The following is a 14,531-nucleotide window of genomic DNA, read 5'->3' as shown; positions in this document are numbered from 1 at the left end:
TGAGCAAAGGACGGGCCCCGGCTTCCCCCGTTGCGTTCCGCCGACAACCGGGGCCCGACCGCTCATGTCGAGCCTAGGCGGCGGCCACCGCGCCCGCAGGGTCCGTTCTGCCCAGTGAGCCCGCGAGACGGGTGTCACAGCGCACAGTGTGCCGGGGATGGTTGAATGCGGCGCCGCCGCCGAACCCCCTGAAGGAACCTCCCATTCAGTCCCGCCCCGCACCCTCGCAGCCCGCCGACCGGTCCCGCTCCGACGACGTCCTCAAGCTGCACCGCCTGGCGCACACGGGCGGCTCCGCCGCGGTGCTGGAGTGGCTCACCACCCGGCTGGGCGGCTGGATCGGGCTGATGGACACCGAGCAGCCGCACGGGCCCGAGGCCGCCGTACTGGGCGCGGCCGAGCTGGCCGCACGCGGGGCCGGCTCCGCCGTCCTGCGGCACGACGGCTCCACGGCGCTGCTGTTCGCACTGGACGAACGGCGCGCCCTGGCCGCCGTACTGGAGTCGCCGCACCACCCGGGAGCGCCCGCGCTGCTCGCGGACGCCACCGTGCCGCTGGCCCTGGTGCTGCGCGCCGAGGAGGCGGAGCGGCGCGAGGAACGGGCGGCCGCCGCCGAGGCGATGGTCCGCGAGTCCGTCCTGCACCTGCTGATGAACGGCGTGCTCTCCACCGCCCGTCAGATCGCAGAGACGCTCGGGCCCTCGCTGCCCGATCCGCTGCGGATGTACGTCGTCGAGTGCGGGACCGGGGAGCGCACGGCGGTGGCCCGGCTGTTCATGGAACTGACGGGCGGTCGGGCCTGGATCGTGCGCTGCCCGGTGTACGTGCACCACCTCATCGTGCTCGTGCCCACCGACCTGGCGGCGACCTCGGCGGACGACGACCCGCTGGCCGGGGCCCTGACGGCGGCCGCCCGCCACTGCACGGTCGGCGTCAGCGGCCGGTCCCCCCTCCGCGAGGCCCCCGCCGCGTACGCGCAGGCCTTCCACGCGCTGGCCGTCGCGCGCGGCCTGGGCGAACGCCACGCCCGGTTCGGGCCCGGCCCGGAGCTGGCGCTCGCCGCGCACGGGGCCGGGGCCGGATGGGCCGCCGCGCTGCTCGCGCCGCTGCACGCGTACGAGCCCCGGCGTCCCCAGGACCCCGGCGCGCAGGAGCTGAGGGCCACCGCCCACGCGTGGCTGAACTTCACCTCGCACGCGACCCGCCTGCTCAAGGTCCACCGCAACACCCTCGCCGGGCGGCTCCGGCTGATCGAAGCGGTGCTCGGCCTGGACCTCGGCGGCATCAAAGACCAGGCGGCGCTGTCGCTGGCGCTCCGGCTGACCGCGGGCGGCCGCGGCGCCGACCGGGCGGGCGGGGGAGCCCTGCCGGCCGCGGGCGCACTGGACGACGTACTGCGCGATCCGGCGACCAGGGAGTGGGCCCGGGCCCATCTGGCGCCGCTGGCCGGGCCGGACGCCCCGGCCGGAGCGCGCGAGACGGTGCGGGTCTGGCTGCGGCACGATGCCCGGCTGGTCCCGACGGCCGGGGCGCTCGGCATCTCGGTGGCCGCCACCCGCAAGCGCGTCGGCCGCATCGAGGTGCTGCTGGAGCGCTCGCTGCTCCAGTCGCCGAGTGCCCGCTACGACCTGTGGCTGGCCCAGCGGGCCGAGGAACTGGCGGGTTCCACCCCGTGACACATGTCCGATAGCAGGTGAATTGCAGCAGTTTTGACCGATCATGCCTGAATGAGGCGTATCAATGCGAAACGTGTGCTGGTCGGCGAACCGCTCGACACCGCGCGTCTGGGTGAGACCCTGCTGCCCAAACGGCTCGCGCTCCCGATCTTCTGCAGCGACCCGCTCTCCTCCGTGGCCTACGCCACCGAGGAGATCCTGCTGATCCTCGCGCTCGGCGGGGTCACACTGCTCCACCTCGCCTGGTACGCGGCCGCAGCCATCGTCTTCCTCCTCGTGGTCGTCGTCGCCTCCTACCGGCAGACCTGCTACGCCTACCCGGGCGGCGGCGGCGCCTACATCGTCAGCTCCAAGAACCTCGGCCCCACCGCCGCCCTCACCGCGGCGAGCGCCCTCCTCGTCGACTACGTCATGACGGTCGCCGTCTCCGTGGTGTCCGGCGTCTCCGCCATCACCTCCGCCGTCCCCTCCCTCTCCACCCACGAAGTCCCCCTGTCTGTGGGTTTCGTGGTGCTCCTGACCCTGATGAACCTGCGCGGCGTAAGGGAGTCGGGCCGGGTCTTCGCCGTCCCCACCTACGGCTTCGTCCTCGTCATCTACCTCATGTTCGCGGTGGCCGCCTACCGGCTGGCGACCGGTGACGTCATCCGCGCCGAATCCGCCGAACTGCCGATCACGGCCGAGGGCACGTACGCCGGGCTCGCCGTGGTCCTGCTCGCCCTGCGGGCCTTCGCCTCCGGCTGTACCGCGCTGACCGGAGTCGAGGCCATCAGCAACGGGGTCCCCGCCTTCCAGAAGCCGAAGAGCAAGAACGCGGCGACCACCCTCGCCGCGATGGGCGTCCTCGCCGTGACCATGTTCGCCGGGATCACCGTCCTCGCAATGAACTACAAGGTGCACGTGGCGGCCGACCCGACCGAGCTGGGCCTGGCCCCCGGAACCCCGATGTCCACCGCGCTGGCCCAGATCGGCCGGGCCACCTTCGGCAGCTGGGACTTCCTCTTCTACCTGCTCCAGGCCGTCACGGCCGGCGTGCTGATCCTCGCCGCGAACACCGCCTTCAACGGCTTCCCGATGCTCGCCTCGATCCTGGCCAAGGACCGGTACGTACCGCGCCAGCTCTTCAACCGCGGCGACCGGCTCGTCTACTCCAACGGCGTCGTCCTGCTGGCCCTGGCCGCCATCGCCCTCATCATCGCCTTCGACGCCGAACTGACCCGGCTCATCCAGCTCTACATCATCGGCGTCTTCGTCTCCTTCACCCTCTCCCAGGCGGGCATGGTCCGGCACTGGAAGCAGGAGCTCGCCTCCCCCGAGACCCGCAAGGAGGAGCGGATCCACATCCACCGACGGCTCGCCATCAACGCCGTCGGCGCGGCCATGACCTCCGTGGTCCTGGTCATCGTCCTGATCACCAAGTTCACCCACGGCGCCTGGCTCGTCGTCATCGCCATGCCGCTGCTCTTCATCGGGATGAAGGGCGTCCGCCGCCACTACGACACCGTCGCCCGGGAAGTCGCCGTCGCCCCCGGGGTCAAACCGCGCAAGCCCGCCCGCCACCATGTCGTCGTCCTCGTCGCCTCCGTGCACGCGCCCACCCTCAAGGCCCTCGGCTTCGCCATGGGGCTGCGGCCCGACACCCTGACGGCCCTCTCCGTGGCCGCCGACGAGGAGGACGCCAACCGGCTGCGCGCGGACTGGGCGGAGCACGACCCCGGCATCCCCCTCAAGGTGCTGCACTCCCCGTACCGGGAGGTGGTCGGGCCGGTCCTGTCCTACGTGCAGGAGCAGGCGGCCGCCGAGGGCACGGACATGCTGTCGGTGGTGATCCCGGAGTACGTGGTCGGGCACTGGTGGGAGCAGCCCCTGCACAACCAGAACGCGCTGCGGCTCAAGGCGCGGCTGCTGTTCACGCCGGGGGTGGCGGTAATCGACGTGCCGTACCTGCTGGAGTCCGCGAAGGGCGCGAAGTCGACGGAGGGGGCACAGGACCGGGCGAAGTAGCGGGGGCGGTGGCGGGCGCGGTGGCGGGGGCCCGTTCCGCCTTCCGGTGCTGGGTGACCGCCGTGTGCGCCAGCGCCAGCTCCACCACGTGCGCGGGATCCGAGAGGGTGCGGCCGGTGAGCTGCTCCAGGCGGCGCAGCCGGTTGGAGACGGTGTTGCGGTGGCAGTACAGCCTCTGCGCGGCGTACGTGGTCGAGCCCTGGCAGGTCAGCCAGGTGCCCAGGGTGGTCAGCAGCACCCGGCGGTCCTCCGGCGCCAGCGCCAGCACCGGACCCAGCACCACCCGGCGCAGCCGGTCGGCGAGTTCGGGCTCCGCCGCGACCAGCGCCGCGGGCAGCTGTTCGTCGAGCAGCACGGTCCGCGGGCCCTTCTCGGCGGATGCCGTGCGCAGCGCGAGGACGGCCAGCAGGCGGGCCCGCGCCAGCTCGGCGGGCGCCGTCACCACCGGGCTGACCCCGGCGCTCGCGCCGAGCGGTGCGAGCAGCTCCCGTACGGATTCCAGCGGATGGTGGCCCAGCTCCACGAGCCCGGTCTCCCCGTCGCCGCGGATCCGCCACAGCACGCGCGGGGCTCCGGTGGGCGGGGGTCCGGCGGTTGGGGGTCCGGCGGGTGCGCCGGAGCGGGAGTCGGAGCCCGAGCCGGCGCCGGAGTCGGGCCCGGCTCCGAGGACCGCCACCGCGAACCGGCCGCGCTCCGGCAGGCCGAGCCGCTCCGCCGCGCGGGCGGCCTCCGCGGCGGATCCGGTTCCGTCGAGCAGGGTGTCGAGCAGGGCCGCCCGGAGCTCGCGTTCGCGCTCGCCGGGGACCGCCTCGGCCCGGCGGTACGACTCGGCCGCAGCGTCCGCCATCCGGTCGATGACGTCCCACAGCGCGGGCGCCCCGGGCAGCAGACGGGGCAGCGCGGCCCGGTCGTGTGCGGCGACGGCCTCGGTCAGGGTCTGCCACAGCAGCCGGCCGCAGAGCCGGTACATCCGCAGCAGGGAGTCGAGCGGCAGCCCCTGCCCGGCGCGGAGCGCGCCCTGGGCGCGGGCGTCGGAGAGGTCGGGCGGCAGGCCGCGGGAGGCACGGACCAGGTCCTCGACGGCCTGGCGCAGGACGTGCTGGATCCGGTCGCGCAGGGCGGCTCGGCCGAGCAGGGCGGCGTAGGCGGCGTAGGCCGGGTCCTCGGCCGACGTGCGGTCGGCGAGCCGCTCCGCCGCCACCGGTATCCGGCGGTTCAGGTCCTCGCGTATCTCCTCGATGATCCGCTCCATGACCGGAGGGTGGCACGGCGGAGGGGGTGCTGGGGAGGGCCGCGACGGTGCCGTGTCCGCTAGCGTGTCCGAAGCACTCCATGTGCAGTGCATATGCGGCGGTCATAACGACACCCCCGTCGCACCGCTCACCCCGTGCCCACACCGTCAGGGATCCCCCCATGCGCCAGAATCCGGAGCGCCGCGCCGCGCTGCTCGACGCCGCCATCGAAGTGCTCGCCCGCGAGGGCTCGCGGGGACTGACCCTGCGCGCGGTGGACGCGGAGGCGGCCGTGCCGACCGGTACCTCCTCCAACTACTTCGCCAACCGCGCCCAGCTCCTCGTCCAGATCCTGCACCGCACCCGTGAGCGGCTGACCCCCGACCCGGCGGAACTGGCCGGCCCCCACGACACCAAGGCGCTGCCCGGCCGCCTCCTGGAGCGCATGCGCCGCGAACGCAGCGTCCACACGGCGATGCTGGAGCTGCGCCTGGAGGCCACCCGGCGGCCCGAGCTCCAGGAGGCGCTGGCCGGGTTCCAGGGCGCCGAACTGGAGGCCGACATCGACCGGCACATGGCGGCGGGGCTGCCGGGGGACCGGCAGGGCGTGGTGCTGCTGTACCTGGCCATGCTGGGGCTGATCGTGGACGACCTGACCGCGCCCGGACTGCTCGACCCCTACCCGGTGGAGGGGCTCATCGAAGCGATGGTCGAGCGCCTCCTCCCGGAGCGCCCCGCGGACTGACTGTCGTGTCCGTGGGGCTATCCGGTGGGGACAGCGGCATTCAGTGGCTGACGGACTGGAACGCCTGGTACGTCAGCGTCTCAAATGAACTTAGGGCTTCCTGGGCGGACCTCTGTTTCAGGTCTGCGCGGAAGGCGGCTGTGGTGCGGGCAGGGTGTGGACGCCTGCGGTGTGCCGCGTGCCTGTGCCGCTGGATGCGGTACGGGTGCTCATCGTGTGCGGTGCCTGCCGCCTGTGCCGCCGCTGGGTGCGGCGATTCGGTGGCTACAGCAGCCGCCCCGCCGGATGCTTTCCGCCCGGTGCGGACCCGGGCGGGGCGGGGACCCCGCGTCGCTTCCTGGGCACGGGGCGGATCCTCGTGGGCCCACCTCCAAGCGGCAGGCCGTTCTGTGCCCCGTACAACGACACCCTGAGTCGCCAGGACACGGCCGAAATTCCGATCAGCAGACCAGCGAATCGCCCGAGCTGGTCTGCTGCTTCGCGCTCGGCGAGGAGTGCTGGCGCGGCGGCCACCGGCCCGACTTCCTCCTCCCGGAGCTGGTCGAGGCCAAGATCCTCGCCCCGGACGGCAGCTGTGCCCGCCCCGAGGACGAACCCTGCGCGGACCGCGACCGCCTCACCCTCTCCGTACTGGAACACCGCTTCGCCCTGTCCCTGCCGCGCCGCCTGGTGGAAGAGGCCGCACTCCCGGCCTTCGTGACCTGCACGCATTAGGGGCGGGGCGTCCGCGGCTCAGCCCGCGTAGTCGCGTATCACCCGGCGGGCTAGCTCCTCGCGAAGCGGAGCGAGTTCGGCCGCGACAGCCGCGATGCGGGAGGAGTCGAAGACCACCTCGGCCTGGTGCGGGGTGCTCGACAGCAGACAGCGGCGCCGCAGGTGGGTCGGCGGGTGGGTGTCGTCGACGGAGTGGCCGCGCCGGGCGGAAACCCGGCGCAGCCGCTCGTACTCGCTCTCGGGCACGGAGCCCATCCGTGCGGCGAGCCGCTCCCAGAGTCCCCGCTCGGCGGCCTCGCGCGCCTCGCGGCCTGCGGATCCACCGCGGACCCGGGCCGCCACCGAATCGCGCCGCAGCTCGCCATGGACCGCGCCGCCGATCAGCGACCGGTCCATCAGCAGGACGGCAGCCTCCGTGGACCCGGCGCGGGCCGCTCCGGTGTCGGCCAGGTACTCCGCCCGCTGCGAAGCCCGCATCGTCAGGGCGTCGAGCACGTGGATCAGCCCGTACACCGTCGAACGCGGCAGGAACAGCACGAGGTTCAGGAACCAGTCGAGCGGGCTCCCGGCGGGTGCCGGGAGCAGGAAGTAGTGCCATTGGGTCAGGGCGCGCATCGCCCCGTGCGTCACGAACAGGGAGCGGACGTCGCCGTTCGCGAAGTGCCCGAGCTCGTGCCCGAGCAGGGCCACCCGCTCCTGCGGCGAGAGGATCTCCCAGAGTCCGAGCCCCAGGCGCAGTACGCGCCGCTGCCGGATCCCGTAGCCGGTGACCGCCGCGTTGGCCACCGGGTCCACCACCACGACGTGTACGCCCGAGGTCCCGACGGCCGCCGCGACCTCGTCGACCAGCTCGAACAGCCGCGGGGCGTCCGCCCGGTACAGCACCGGCGCGTGCTTCGGCAGCCGCTGGGGCTTCGGCCACAGCACCGCCACGATCCCCAGCAGGAGCGCACCGAGCAGGGGCTGGACCACGGTGTACCAGCCCCCGATGATCAGCACCCCCGCAAACACCACCAGCCCCACGGTCACCGCGTGCACCAGCAGCGAGATCCCGATGGCCAACACGGCGGACGCGTCCAGCCGTCCGGGCCCGGCCTCGCCCCCGCTCCCCGCGATCTCGGCCGCCAGCTGTTCCCCGTACTGCCGGGCAAGGCGCCGCCGTACGGCCGCCACGCGCCCCCGGTCGGGGTCCGGAGCGCCCGGATCCACGTTCCAGTCGCATTCCTCGCACCAGTCGACGTACCGCTCGTCCACGGTGGCGGTGGCCCCGCACTCCGGGCACCGGCGCAGCTCCGCCGATCTCGTGACGCTGCTCGTTTCCATGTTCTCCGGTCCCCTCCCCGCCCCGGACCTGGTGCGATCCGTGGTCCGCGCAGGATAGAGGGGCCCCGTACGGCCCCGCGGAGGCGGGGCGTGGTCAGCCGCCGAGCTGGCGTGAGAGGTGGCGGACCATCGAGTCGGTCGCCGGGTTCCGGTCGCCGGCGCGGACGGTGGCGTGGATGTCCCGTACGAGGTGGGCCGGTTCGGCGATGTCGTGGAAGGAGATCGCGGAGCGCCGGTCCGCCGCGCTCTGCGGCACCAGGGCGACCGCGAAGTCCGCGGCCACCAGGGAGAGCAGCATCGGGTAGCTGTCGGCGCGGAAGGCGATGTCCGGTTCGAAGCCGGCGGCCCGGCAGATCCCCTCGGTGACCGCCTGGAACCCGGTGCTGGGCGTGGTCGAGGCCCAGGCGGTACGGGCGAAGTCGCCGAGCCGGACCGGCCCGTCGAGCGGCGGCCTGGCGTGCGGGCCCACGGCGAGCAGCAGTTTCTCCCGGCGCAGCAGCACCTGCCGCAGCCCGCGCAGGTCCGGTTCCGGGAGGTGCGGGTACTGGTGGGTGACCGCCAGGTCCAGGCTGCCGGCCGCCAGCGACGGCAGGGCCAGTTCCGGTTCCAGCGCGGTCAGGCTGACGTCGAGCCCGGGATGGGTCCGGCGGAACGCGGCCAGGGCCGGCACGGTGAAGGGCTCGGCGGCGGAGGCGAAGGTGGCGATGCGCAACTGGCCGTCGCGCAGCCCCGCGATGTCGCGCAGTGCCTCCTCGGCGGCCTCGATCTCGGTGAGCACGCGGGTGGCGTGCGTGACCAGGGTGTGCCCTGCCGCGGTCAGGCGTACGCTCCGACCCGAGCGCTCCAGCAGCGGGCAGCCCGTCTGGCGTTCCAGTGCGGACAGCTGCTGGGAAGCGGCGGAAGCCGTGATGTCGGCGCGCAGCGCGGCACCCGCGATGGTGCCCGTACGCGCGAGGTCGACGAGCAGCTTCAGTTTCCGGGGGTCGAGCATTAGTTGATCTTATGCTCAGGTTTACGCGAGTCCGCTGGTTTTGCGGCCGGTGAGCGACTTTGATGGGTTTGCCAGGCCTCGTACCGGAGCAGGGGGACCACTCATGGGCACCGACCACAGTCAGAAGGACAGCGCGGACAGCGGTAGCGGCACCACTGCCGCACCCACCCTCATCGGTTCCGTTCAACGGGCGTTGCGTCTAGTGGAAGCGATGTACGCGGAGGGCGGGGCGACCGCCAAACGGCTCGCGCGGCTGACCGGAATCCCGCTGCCCACCGTCTACCACCTGCTGCGGACCCTCACCCACGAGGGCTACGTACAGCGCGAGGGCGGGGCCTTCCGGCTCGCGGACGATCTGCCGCTGCCGCTCGCCTCGTGATCCCGGTGGCAGGCGCCCGGATCCGCTTGATCGAAACCAATGATCAAATTCCGATGTGTTCCGGCCAAGCTGTCACATGCGACCGCGCATGTTCCAGCGGAAAATGCCAGAACGCCCTTTCGCACTGTGGAAGTTGAGTAAGTTCCCTTCTGTCGCGCCGTACGACCGTGCACCACGCACGGTCCGGCCGGGAGGGGAGCCCGCGTGCCCGGGATCGACGAATGCCTGCTCGAAGCCATGGCCCTGCCTGGTGCGAGGGGGGCCGCGCTGGTCGACTGGAGCAGCGGACTCGCCCTCGGCACCGCAGGGGACTCACCGGTCGGGGACCACGAGACCACCGCCGCCGAGACCGCCGAGTTGGCGAGGGCCGCCGCCGAGTACGAGTCCTTCGCCCTGCCCGAACCACCGGCCGGCTCCGCCGAAGCCGCCGCGGCCGGGCTGCCCGTCGAGGACCTGATCGTCACGACCCGGACCGGCTACCACGTACTCCGCTTCGTCGAAACCAGCTTCGACAGCAGCGTCTTCCTGCACCTGTGGCTGGACCGGACCGAAGGCAACCTCGCCCTCGCCCGGCACCGGCTGCGCACCCTCGCCGAAGGGCTGGTGCTCAAGTGAACGCCACCGCCGCCCCGTCGGCCTCGTCCCCCGCCGCCGGTCCGGTCGCCGTCTCGCCCCTGCTCACCCGCCTCGCCGCCGAGCGCGCCACCGGAGCCCTGTTCCGCGAGCGCGGCACCCTCTTCCTGGAGGACGGCCGGGTCGTGCACGCGGAGAGCCCGGCCACCCCGGGCCTCGACGTCCTGCTCACCACCGGCGGCGGCCTCGCCCCCGAACGCTGGACCGAGGCCGTGAACCAGGCCGGCGCCCGCCGCCAGGTCGCCCGCTTCCTCGTCGACAGCGGAGGCATGGCGGGCGGCGAGCTGGAGATCTGCCACCTCGCCGCGATCTTCGACGCCGCCTTCTTCGCGCTCACCCCGGGCAGCGGCCCCTCCCGGTTCCGCCGCGGGGCCACCCACTGGATCGGTTCCGTCCGGTCGGTTCCGGCGGAGGCCGTGGAACGGGAGACCCGGCGGCGCCGGGAGCTCCTCGACGCGGTCTGGCCCTACCCGCTGCTCGACACCTCCCCGGTCGTGCCGCGCCCTGCGGCCCCGGGCCAGACCGTCACCGCCCGGCAGCGGATCCTGCTGGCCCGCGCGGACGGCGTACGCACCCCCGCCGACCTCGCGTGGGTCCTGGGCCGGCCCGCGTTCCACACCCTGCTCGACGTACGGCGCCTCGCGGCGGCCGGACTCGTCGAGACCCCCTACGCGCCGGCGGCGGGTCCGGAACCCGTCCCGGAGCCCTCCCTGCCCGAATGGATGACGCAGTCGCAGTCCCCGGACGTGGCGCTCCTGCGCCGGTTACGCGACGCACTGGAGGCAAGCCTGTGAGGCTCCCGCTGCGACCGGTCCTGCGCGCCGACCGCTCCGAGCGCAGGCAGTCCGAGAGGAGAAGGACCGACATGAGTACGGTGCCCGCCGAAGCCGAGGCCGAGATACTCGCCGAGCTCCGGCGGCTGCGCTCCCGGGTCCCCCAGCTGACCGGTGCCCTCGCCGCGAGCTCCGACGGGTTCGTCCTCGCCCAGGACGGCGCCGCCGCCGAGGCCGAGTCGGTGGCCGCCCTGACCGCGGCCGCGCTCGGAGTGGCCCAGCGCCTCAGCGACTGCACCGGGCAGGGCGGCTTCCGCGAACTGCTCGTGCGCGGGGAGGAAGGCTACGTCGCCACCTACGCCGCGGGCGACGCGGCGGTACTCACCCTGACCGCCGAGCAGCGGGTCAACGTAGGGCGCCTCCACCTGGAGGCCCGGCGCTCCAGCCTGCGCATAGCCGAGCTGATCGACCACAGCCTCGGCCGCCGGGGCCTGGGCCAGGCCACCTGACCCCGAGAGCCCCCGGCCGCGCGGGGCCGCGTACCGACCGGCCGCCCACCGACCGGCCGCCCACCGACCAGCCATGCACCGACAAGCCACGTACCGACCGAATCCCAGGACAGCCGAACAGAAAGAGGAATGATCCATGGCCAACATCGAAACCGCACTCAAGGAAGCCACCGCCACCATCGACGGCGTGCTCGGCGCGGCCCTGGTCGACTACGCCAGCGGCATGGCGCTCGGCACCGTCGGCGGCGGCAAGGACCTCGACCTCACGGTCGCGGCCGCGGGCAACACCGACGTGGTGCGCGCCAAACTGCGCACGATGGAGATGCTCAACCTCAAGGACGAGTCCATCGAGGACATCCTGATCACGCTCGGCAGCCAGTACCACCTGATCCGGCTGCTGAAGGGCCGTGGCTCTTCGGGGCTCTTCCTCTACCTGGCGCTCGACAAGAACCGCGCCAACCTCGCGATGGCGCGCCACCAGCTGAAGAAGATCGAGTCCGAGCTCGAAGTCTGACCGGTGTCGCCGAGGCGGCGGGCGGCTGAATCCATCACCGCCCGCCCCGGCGGCTACGTGTTCGAGGAGTAACCCACAGGAGTGCAATCCGGACGGGACACGGAGCGGTCCCGGTCCCGCCGATGAATTTCGGGCCCCGGGCCGGTCTGTATGTACGGGACCACGGGACGCAATCGTGTCCCGTCCGTACGCGCACACTCTGGAGGCAGTCATGGCCGACACGGCAGGCAACGGGTTCACCACGTGTCTGTGGTTCGACGGCAACGCGGAAGCCGCCGCCGACTACTACCTGTCCGTCTTCAAGGACGGCAAGCTGGGCCGCATCGCCCGCTACAACGAGGCGGGTCCCGGACCGGTGGGCGAGGTCATGGTCGTCGAGTTCGAGATCAACGGCCAGAAGTTCGTCGGCCTCAACGGCGGCCCCCAGTTCCCCTTCACCGAGGCCGTCTCCTTCCAGATCCACTGCGCCGACGACGCCGAAGCCGACTACTACTACGAAGAGCTGACGAGCAACGGCGGCCAGGAATCCGCCTGCGGCTGGGTCAAGGACAGGTTCGGACTGTCCTGGCAGGTCGTCCCGGACGGAGCCATCGACCTGATCTCCGACCCGGACCCGCAGCGCGCCGCCCGCGCGACCGCCGCCATGATGAAGATGAAGAAGCTCGACGTGGCGGAGATGCGGCGGGCGGCGGACGCCGCCTGAGCCGTCTCCTACGTGCCGACCGCGAGCTTCGCCCGGTCCGCATCCGGGAGCCAGTCGCGCTCCGGCGCGTAGTCCAGCCAGCGCCGGGCGCGGCCCGCTTCGGTGAAGCCGCGCAGCAGGGTGTCGAGCATCGGGTGGCGGTGGGCCGTGCGCCAGGCGAGCGACCACGCGTACAGGGGGGTCGGCGCGACCAGCGGGATCGAGCGCAGCCCCGCGGCGTCGGGCAGCGGCGCGTCGGCGGGGAAGAGCGTGAAGCACGCCGCGTCGGTGCGAAGGTGCTGGACGAGATGGTCGACGCCCAGATTGGGGCCGCCCTGACGCCGTGCGATCCCGAAGCGGTTGGCGAAGCACTGCATGAAATCGAGACGGGTCGGATCGGCCGGACACCACAGAGTGCTGTCGTGCAGGTCCGCCGGGCGAAGCTCGTCCGCGCCGGCCAGCTCGTGGGACGCGCCGACCACCGCGTCGACGGGCTCCAGGCGCACGAGCTGCTGGGCGAGGCCCGCGTCGCGTCCACCGGGCAGCGGGTGCACCCGCCCGAAGCCGAAGTCGGTGTCACCGGCCAGCAGCGCATCGGCCGCTGACGCCCAGTCGCGTGCCGGGCCCGGCTCCCAGGGCACCGAGCCGAGCGCGTCCGCGGCCTGCGCGATGGTGCGCATCGGCGCGTAGAGGTGGCCCCACACATCGATCCGTACGCTCTGGCCGACGCCCACGGCCGCCGCGACCGCGCGCTCGCCGGCCGCGAGGGCCTCGCGTGCGGCGGACTCGAACCGCTCACCGGCCTCGGTCAGCCGTGTGCCGCCGTCGCGCTCGAACAGCCGGACGGAGAGCAGCGACTCGAGGCGGGCTATGCGCTTCGACAGCGCCTGCTGGCTGGTGCCCAGCCGTGCGGCGGCGCGCCCGAAGTGCAGCGTCTCGGCGGTCGCGGCGAACGCACGGACCAGGGTGAGGTCGAGGTCCATGCCGCTGACCATAGCCGACAACTGATCGTTGTCGGCCGGGCAGTTCCGTGGTTGGCCGGGCAACCGCCCCGACCGGTGGGATGGGGGAACGGAACGAACTTCTTCGTGACCACGACCAGCCGAAGGAATCAGAGCATGACCGAGACCACCGACCCCAGGACCGTCGTCATCCGCTACGTCGAGGCCGTCCGCGACGGCGACGCCGCCGTCATCCGCGGGAGTTTCGCCGAGGACGCGACCTGGCACTTCCCGGGAGACCTGCCGATCTCGAAGGTGTGGCGGGGCCGCGACACGATCGTCGAGGAGTTCCTCGGCGGCATCGGACCGCTCCTCGTTCCCGGCACCGTGGAGATCGAGCTGGTCGGCACGGTGGCCGAGGGCGACCGAGTGGTCGCCGAGTGGACCTCGAAGGCGCAGACCGTGCACGGCGGCACGTACGACAACCGCTGCATCGGGATCTACACGGTCCGCGACGGCCGGATCGCCTCCGTCGTCGAGTACTTGGACACCCGGCACGTGGCGGCGGCCCTCTTCCCGAAGCTCCGCGCCTGATGGCCGGGCCCGGCCGGCCTTCCTGGACCGACCGGGCTCATGCGATCCGCCGGAGCAGCGCCGGCAGGGCGGTGCCGATCGGTTCGCGGATCACCTCGTCGGCGAGGGAGTCGTACGGGGTCTCCTGCGCGTTGACGATGACCAGCCGGGCCCCGGCCTCCGCTGCCATCCCGGCCAGCGAGGCCGCGGGCTGCACCTGCAGGGTCGACCCGACGGCCACGAAGACCTGGCACCCCTTGGCCACGGCGACGGCCTGCGCCAGGACCTCGGGGTCCAGCCGCTCGCCGAACATCACGGTCGCCGCCTTGAGGATCCCACCGCACACGAGGCAGGCGGGATCCGGCTCCCCGGCGGCGACCCGGGCCAGGGCATCGTCCATCCCCGACCGGGCGTGACAGGCCGTGCAGACCACGGACCGGGCCGAGCCGTGCAGCTCGAACACCTTGCGCGCGGGCATCCCGGCGAGCTGCTGGAGCCCGTCCACGTTCTGCGTGATCACGCGCACCGGGGGCCCGCCGCGCTCCAGTTCGGCCACGGCGAGATGCGCGGCATTGGGCTGCGGCACGAGCGCGCCGATCTCCGCCCGCATCAGCCAGGACCGCCGCCGGATCTCCGGATCGGCCATGTAGTACTCGTAGGTCACGAGCTTCTCGGCATCGGGCTCGCGCCGCCACAGCCCTTGCGGCCCCCGGTAGTCCGGAATCCCGGAATCGGTGGACATCCCGGCCCCACTGAACACTGCTACGAGCGGCTTTCCCATGCGGTGACCTTAGAGATCGCGGGGGCCCGGCCGCGATCCCTTTTCCCCCTGCATAAGGTCA

At 72.8% G+C, this 14,531-nt stretch carries 15 protein-coding genes and 1 pseudogene; 11 read left to right on the top strand and 5 right to left on the bottom strand.

Going from position 1 to position 14,531, the window contains the following annotated elements:
- The first annotated feature begins 161 nt into the window (after positions 1-161).
- Together OG490_RS04295 and OG490_RS04290 are read left to right on the top strand one after the other, a co-directional pair.
- Positions 162-1,676 (top strand): helix-turn-helix domain-containing protein, encoded by a 1,515-nt coding sequence (locus tag OG490_RS04295; protein ID WP_330294939.1) that lies wholly within the window; start codon positions 162-164, stop codon positions 1,674-1,676.
- 51 nt (positions 1,677-1,727) lie between these two features.
- Positions 1,728-3,680, top strand: coding sequence for an APC family permease (locus OG490_RS04290; RefSeq protein ID WP_330294938.1), 1,953 nt, complete (start codon positions 1,728-1,730; stop codon positions 3,678-3,680).
- Here OG490_RS04290 and OG490_RS04285 read toward each other — a convergent pair.
- The gene (locus tag OG490_RS04285; protein ID WP_330294937.1) at positions 3,586-4,932 is read right to left on the bottom strand and encodes a PucR family transcriptional regulator; all 1,347 of its coding nucleotides are present in this window, start codon (positions 4,930-4,932) and stop codon (positions 3,586-3,588) included. The two genes, OG490_RS04290 and OG490_RS04285, sit on opposite strands and share 95 nt — an antisense overlap.
- Positions 4,933-5,093: 161 nt before the next feature.
- Between OG490_RS04285 and OG490_RS04280 the strand changes: the two genes are divergently transcribed.
- Both OG490_RS04280 and OG490_RS04275 read left to right on the top strand, forming a co-directional pair.
- Positions 5,094-5,657, top strand: coding sequence for a TetR/AcrR family transcriptional regulator (locus OG490_RS04280; protein WP_330294936.1), 564 nt, complete (start codon positions 5,094-5,096; stop codon positions 5,655-5,657).
- Positions 5,658-5,942: 285 nt separating this feature from the next.
- The gene (locus OG490_RS04275) at positions 5,943-6,371 is read left to right on the top strand and encodes a hypothetical protein (RefSeq protein ID WP_330294935.1); all 429 of its coding nucleotides are present in this window, start codon (positions 5,943-5,945) and stop codon (positions 6,369-6,371) included.
- A gap of 18 nt (positions 6,372-6,389) precedes the next feature.
- On the opposite strand, the gene OG490_RS04270 is transcribed toward OG490_RS04275, so the two are convergent.
- Positions 6,390-7,694, bottom strand: a complete 1,305-nt coding sequence (locus tag OG490_RS04270; protein WP_330294934.1) for a M48 family metallopeptidase — start codon at positions 7,692-7,694, stop codon at positions 6,390-6,392.
- 94 nt (positions 7,695-7,788) lie between these two features.
- Entirely contained in the window at positions 7,789-8,685 is an 897-nt protein-coding gene (locus OG490_RS04265) for a LysR family transcriptional regulator (protein ID WP_330294933.1), read from the bottom strand.
- Positions 8,686-8,788: 103 nt separating this feature from the next.
- On the opposite strand from OG490_RS04265, the pseudogene OG490_RS04260 reads away from it, so the two are divergent.
- From OG490_RS04260 to OG490_RS04235, 6 genes and pseudogenes are all read left to right on the top strand, one after another.
- Positions 8,789-9,031 (top strand): annotated as a pseudogene (locus OG490_RS04260) (helix-turn-helix domain-containing protein); the annotation flags it as partial.
- A 237-nt stretch (positions 9,032-9,268) separates the two neighbouring features.
- On the top strand, positions 9,269-9,679 hold the full coding sequence (locus OG490_RS04255) for a hypothetical protein (protein WP_330294932.1): 411 nt from the start codon (positions 9,269-9,271) through the stop codon (positions 9,677-9,679).
- On the top strand, positions 9,676-10,491 hold the full coding sequence (locus OG490_RS04250; RefSeq protein WP_330294931.1) for a transcriptional regulator: 816 nt from the start codon (positions 9,676-9,678) through the stop codon (positions 10,489-10,491). The genes OG490_RS04255 and OG490_RS04250 overlap by 4 nt, the downstream gene beginning before the upstream one ends.
- Before the next feature lie 71 nt (positions 10,492-10,562).
- Positions 10,563-10,979: a roadblock/LC7 domain-containing protein gene (locus tag OG490_RS04245; RefSeq protein ID WP_330294930.1), complete on the top strand. Its 417-nt coding sequence runs from the start codon at positions 10,563-10,565 to the stop codon at positions 10,977-10,979.
- 136 nt (positions 10,980-11,115) lie between these two features.
- Entirely contained in the window at positions 11,116-11,493 is a 378-nt protein-coding gene (locus OG490_RS04240; RefSeq protein WP_330294929.1) for a hypothetical protein, read from the top strand.
- Between the two features lie 211 nt (positions 11,494-11,704).
- Positions 11,705-12,196 carry a VOC family protein gene (locus tag OG490_RS04235; RefSeq protein WP_330294928.1) on the top strand — a complete coding sequence of 164 codons (492 nt, stop codon included), beginning with the start codon at positions 11,705-11,707 and terminating at the stop codon, positions 12,194-12,196.
- Positions 12,197-12,204: 8 nt separating this feature from the next.
- On the opposite strand, the gene OG490_RS04230 is transcribed toward OG490_RS04235, so the two are convergent.
- Positions 12,205-13,158 carry a LysR family transcriptional regulator gene (locus OG490_RS04230; RefSeq protein ID WP_330294927.1) on the bottom strand — a complete coding sequence of 318 codons (954 nt, stop codon included), beginning with the start codon at positions 13,156-13,158 and terminating at the stop codon, positions 12,205-12,207.
- Between the two features lie 135 nt (positions 13,159-13,293).
- Here OG490_RS04230 and OG490_RS04225 point away from each other — a divergent pair, with 135 nt between their 5' ends.
- Positions 13,294-13,710 (top strand): nuclear transport factor 2 family protein, encoded by a 417-nt coding sequence (locus OG490_RS04225; RefSeq protein WP_330294926.1) that lies wholly within the window; start codon positions 13,294-13,296, stop codon positions 13,708-13,710.
- Between the two features lie 37 nt (positions 13,711-13,747).
- Here the strand turns inward: OG490_RS04225 and OG490_RS04220 are convergent, their stop codons facing one another.
- Positions 13,748-14,470, bottom strand: a complete 723-nt coding sequence (locus tag OG490_RS04220; protein ID WP_330294925.1) for an SIR2 family NAD-dependent protein deacylase — start codon at positions 14,468-14,470, stop codon at positions 13,748-13,750.
- Positions 14,471-14,531: the final 61 nt, after the last annotated feature.

Source organism: Streptomyces sp. NBC_00503 (genome assembly GCF_036346895.1).
Lineage (GTDB): Bacteria > Actinomycetota > Actinomycetes > Streptomycetales > Streptomycetaceae > Streptomyces.
Note: the sequence above shows the minus strand (reverse complement) of the source record. Positions and strands in the feature narration are given on the sequence as shown.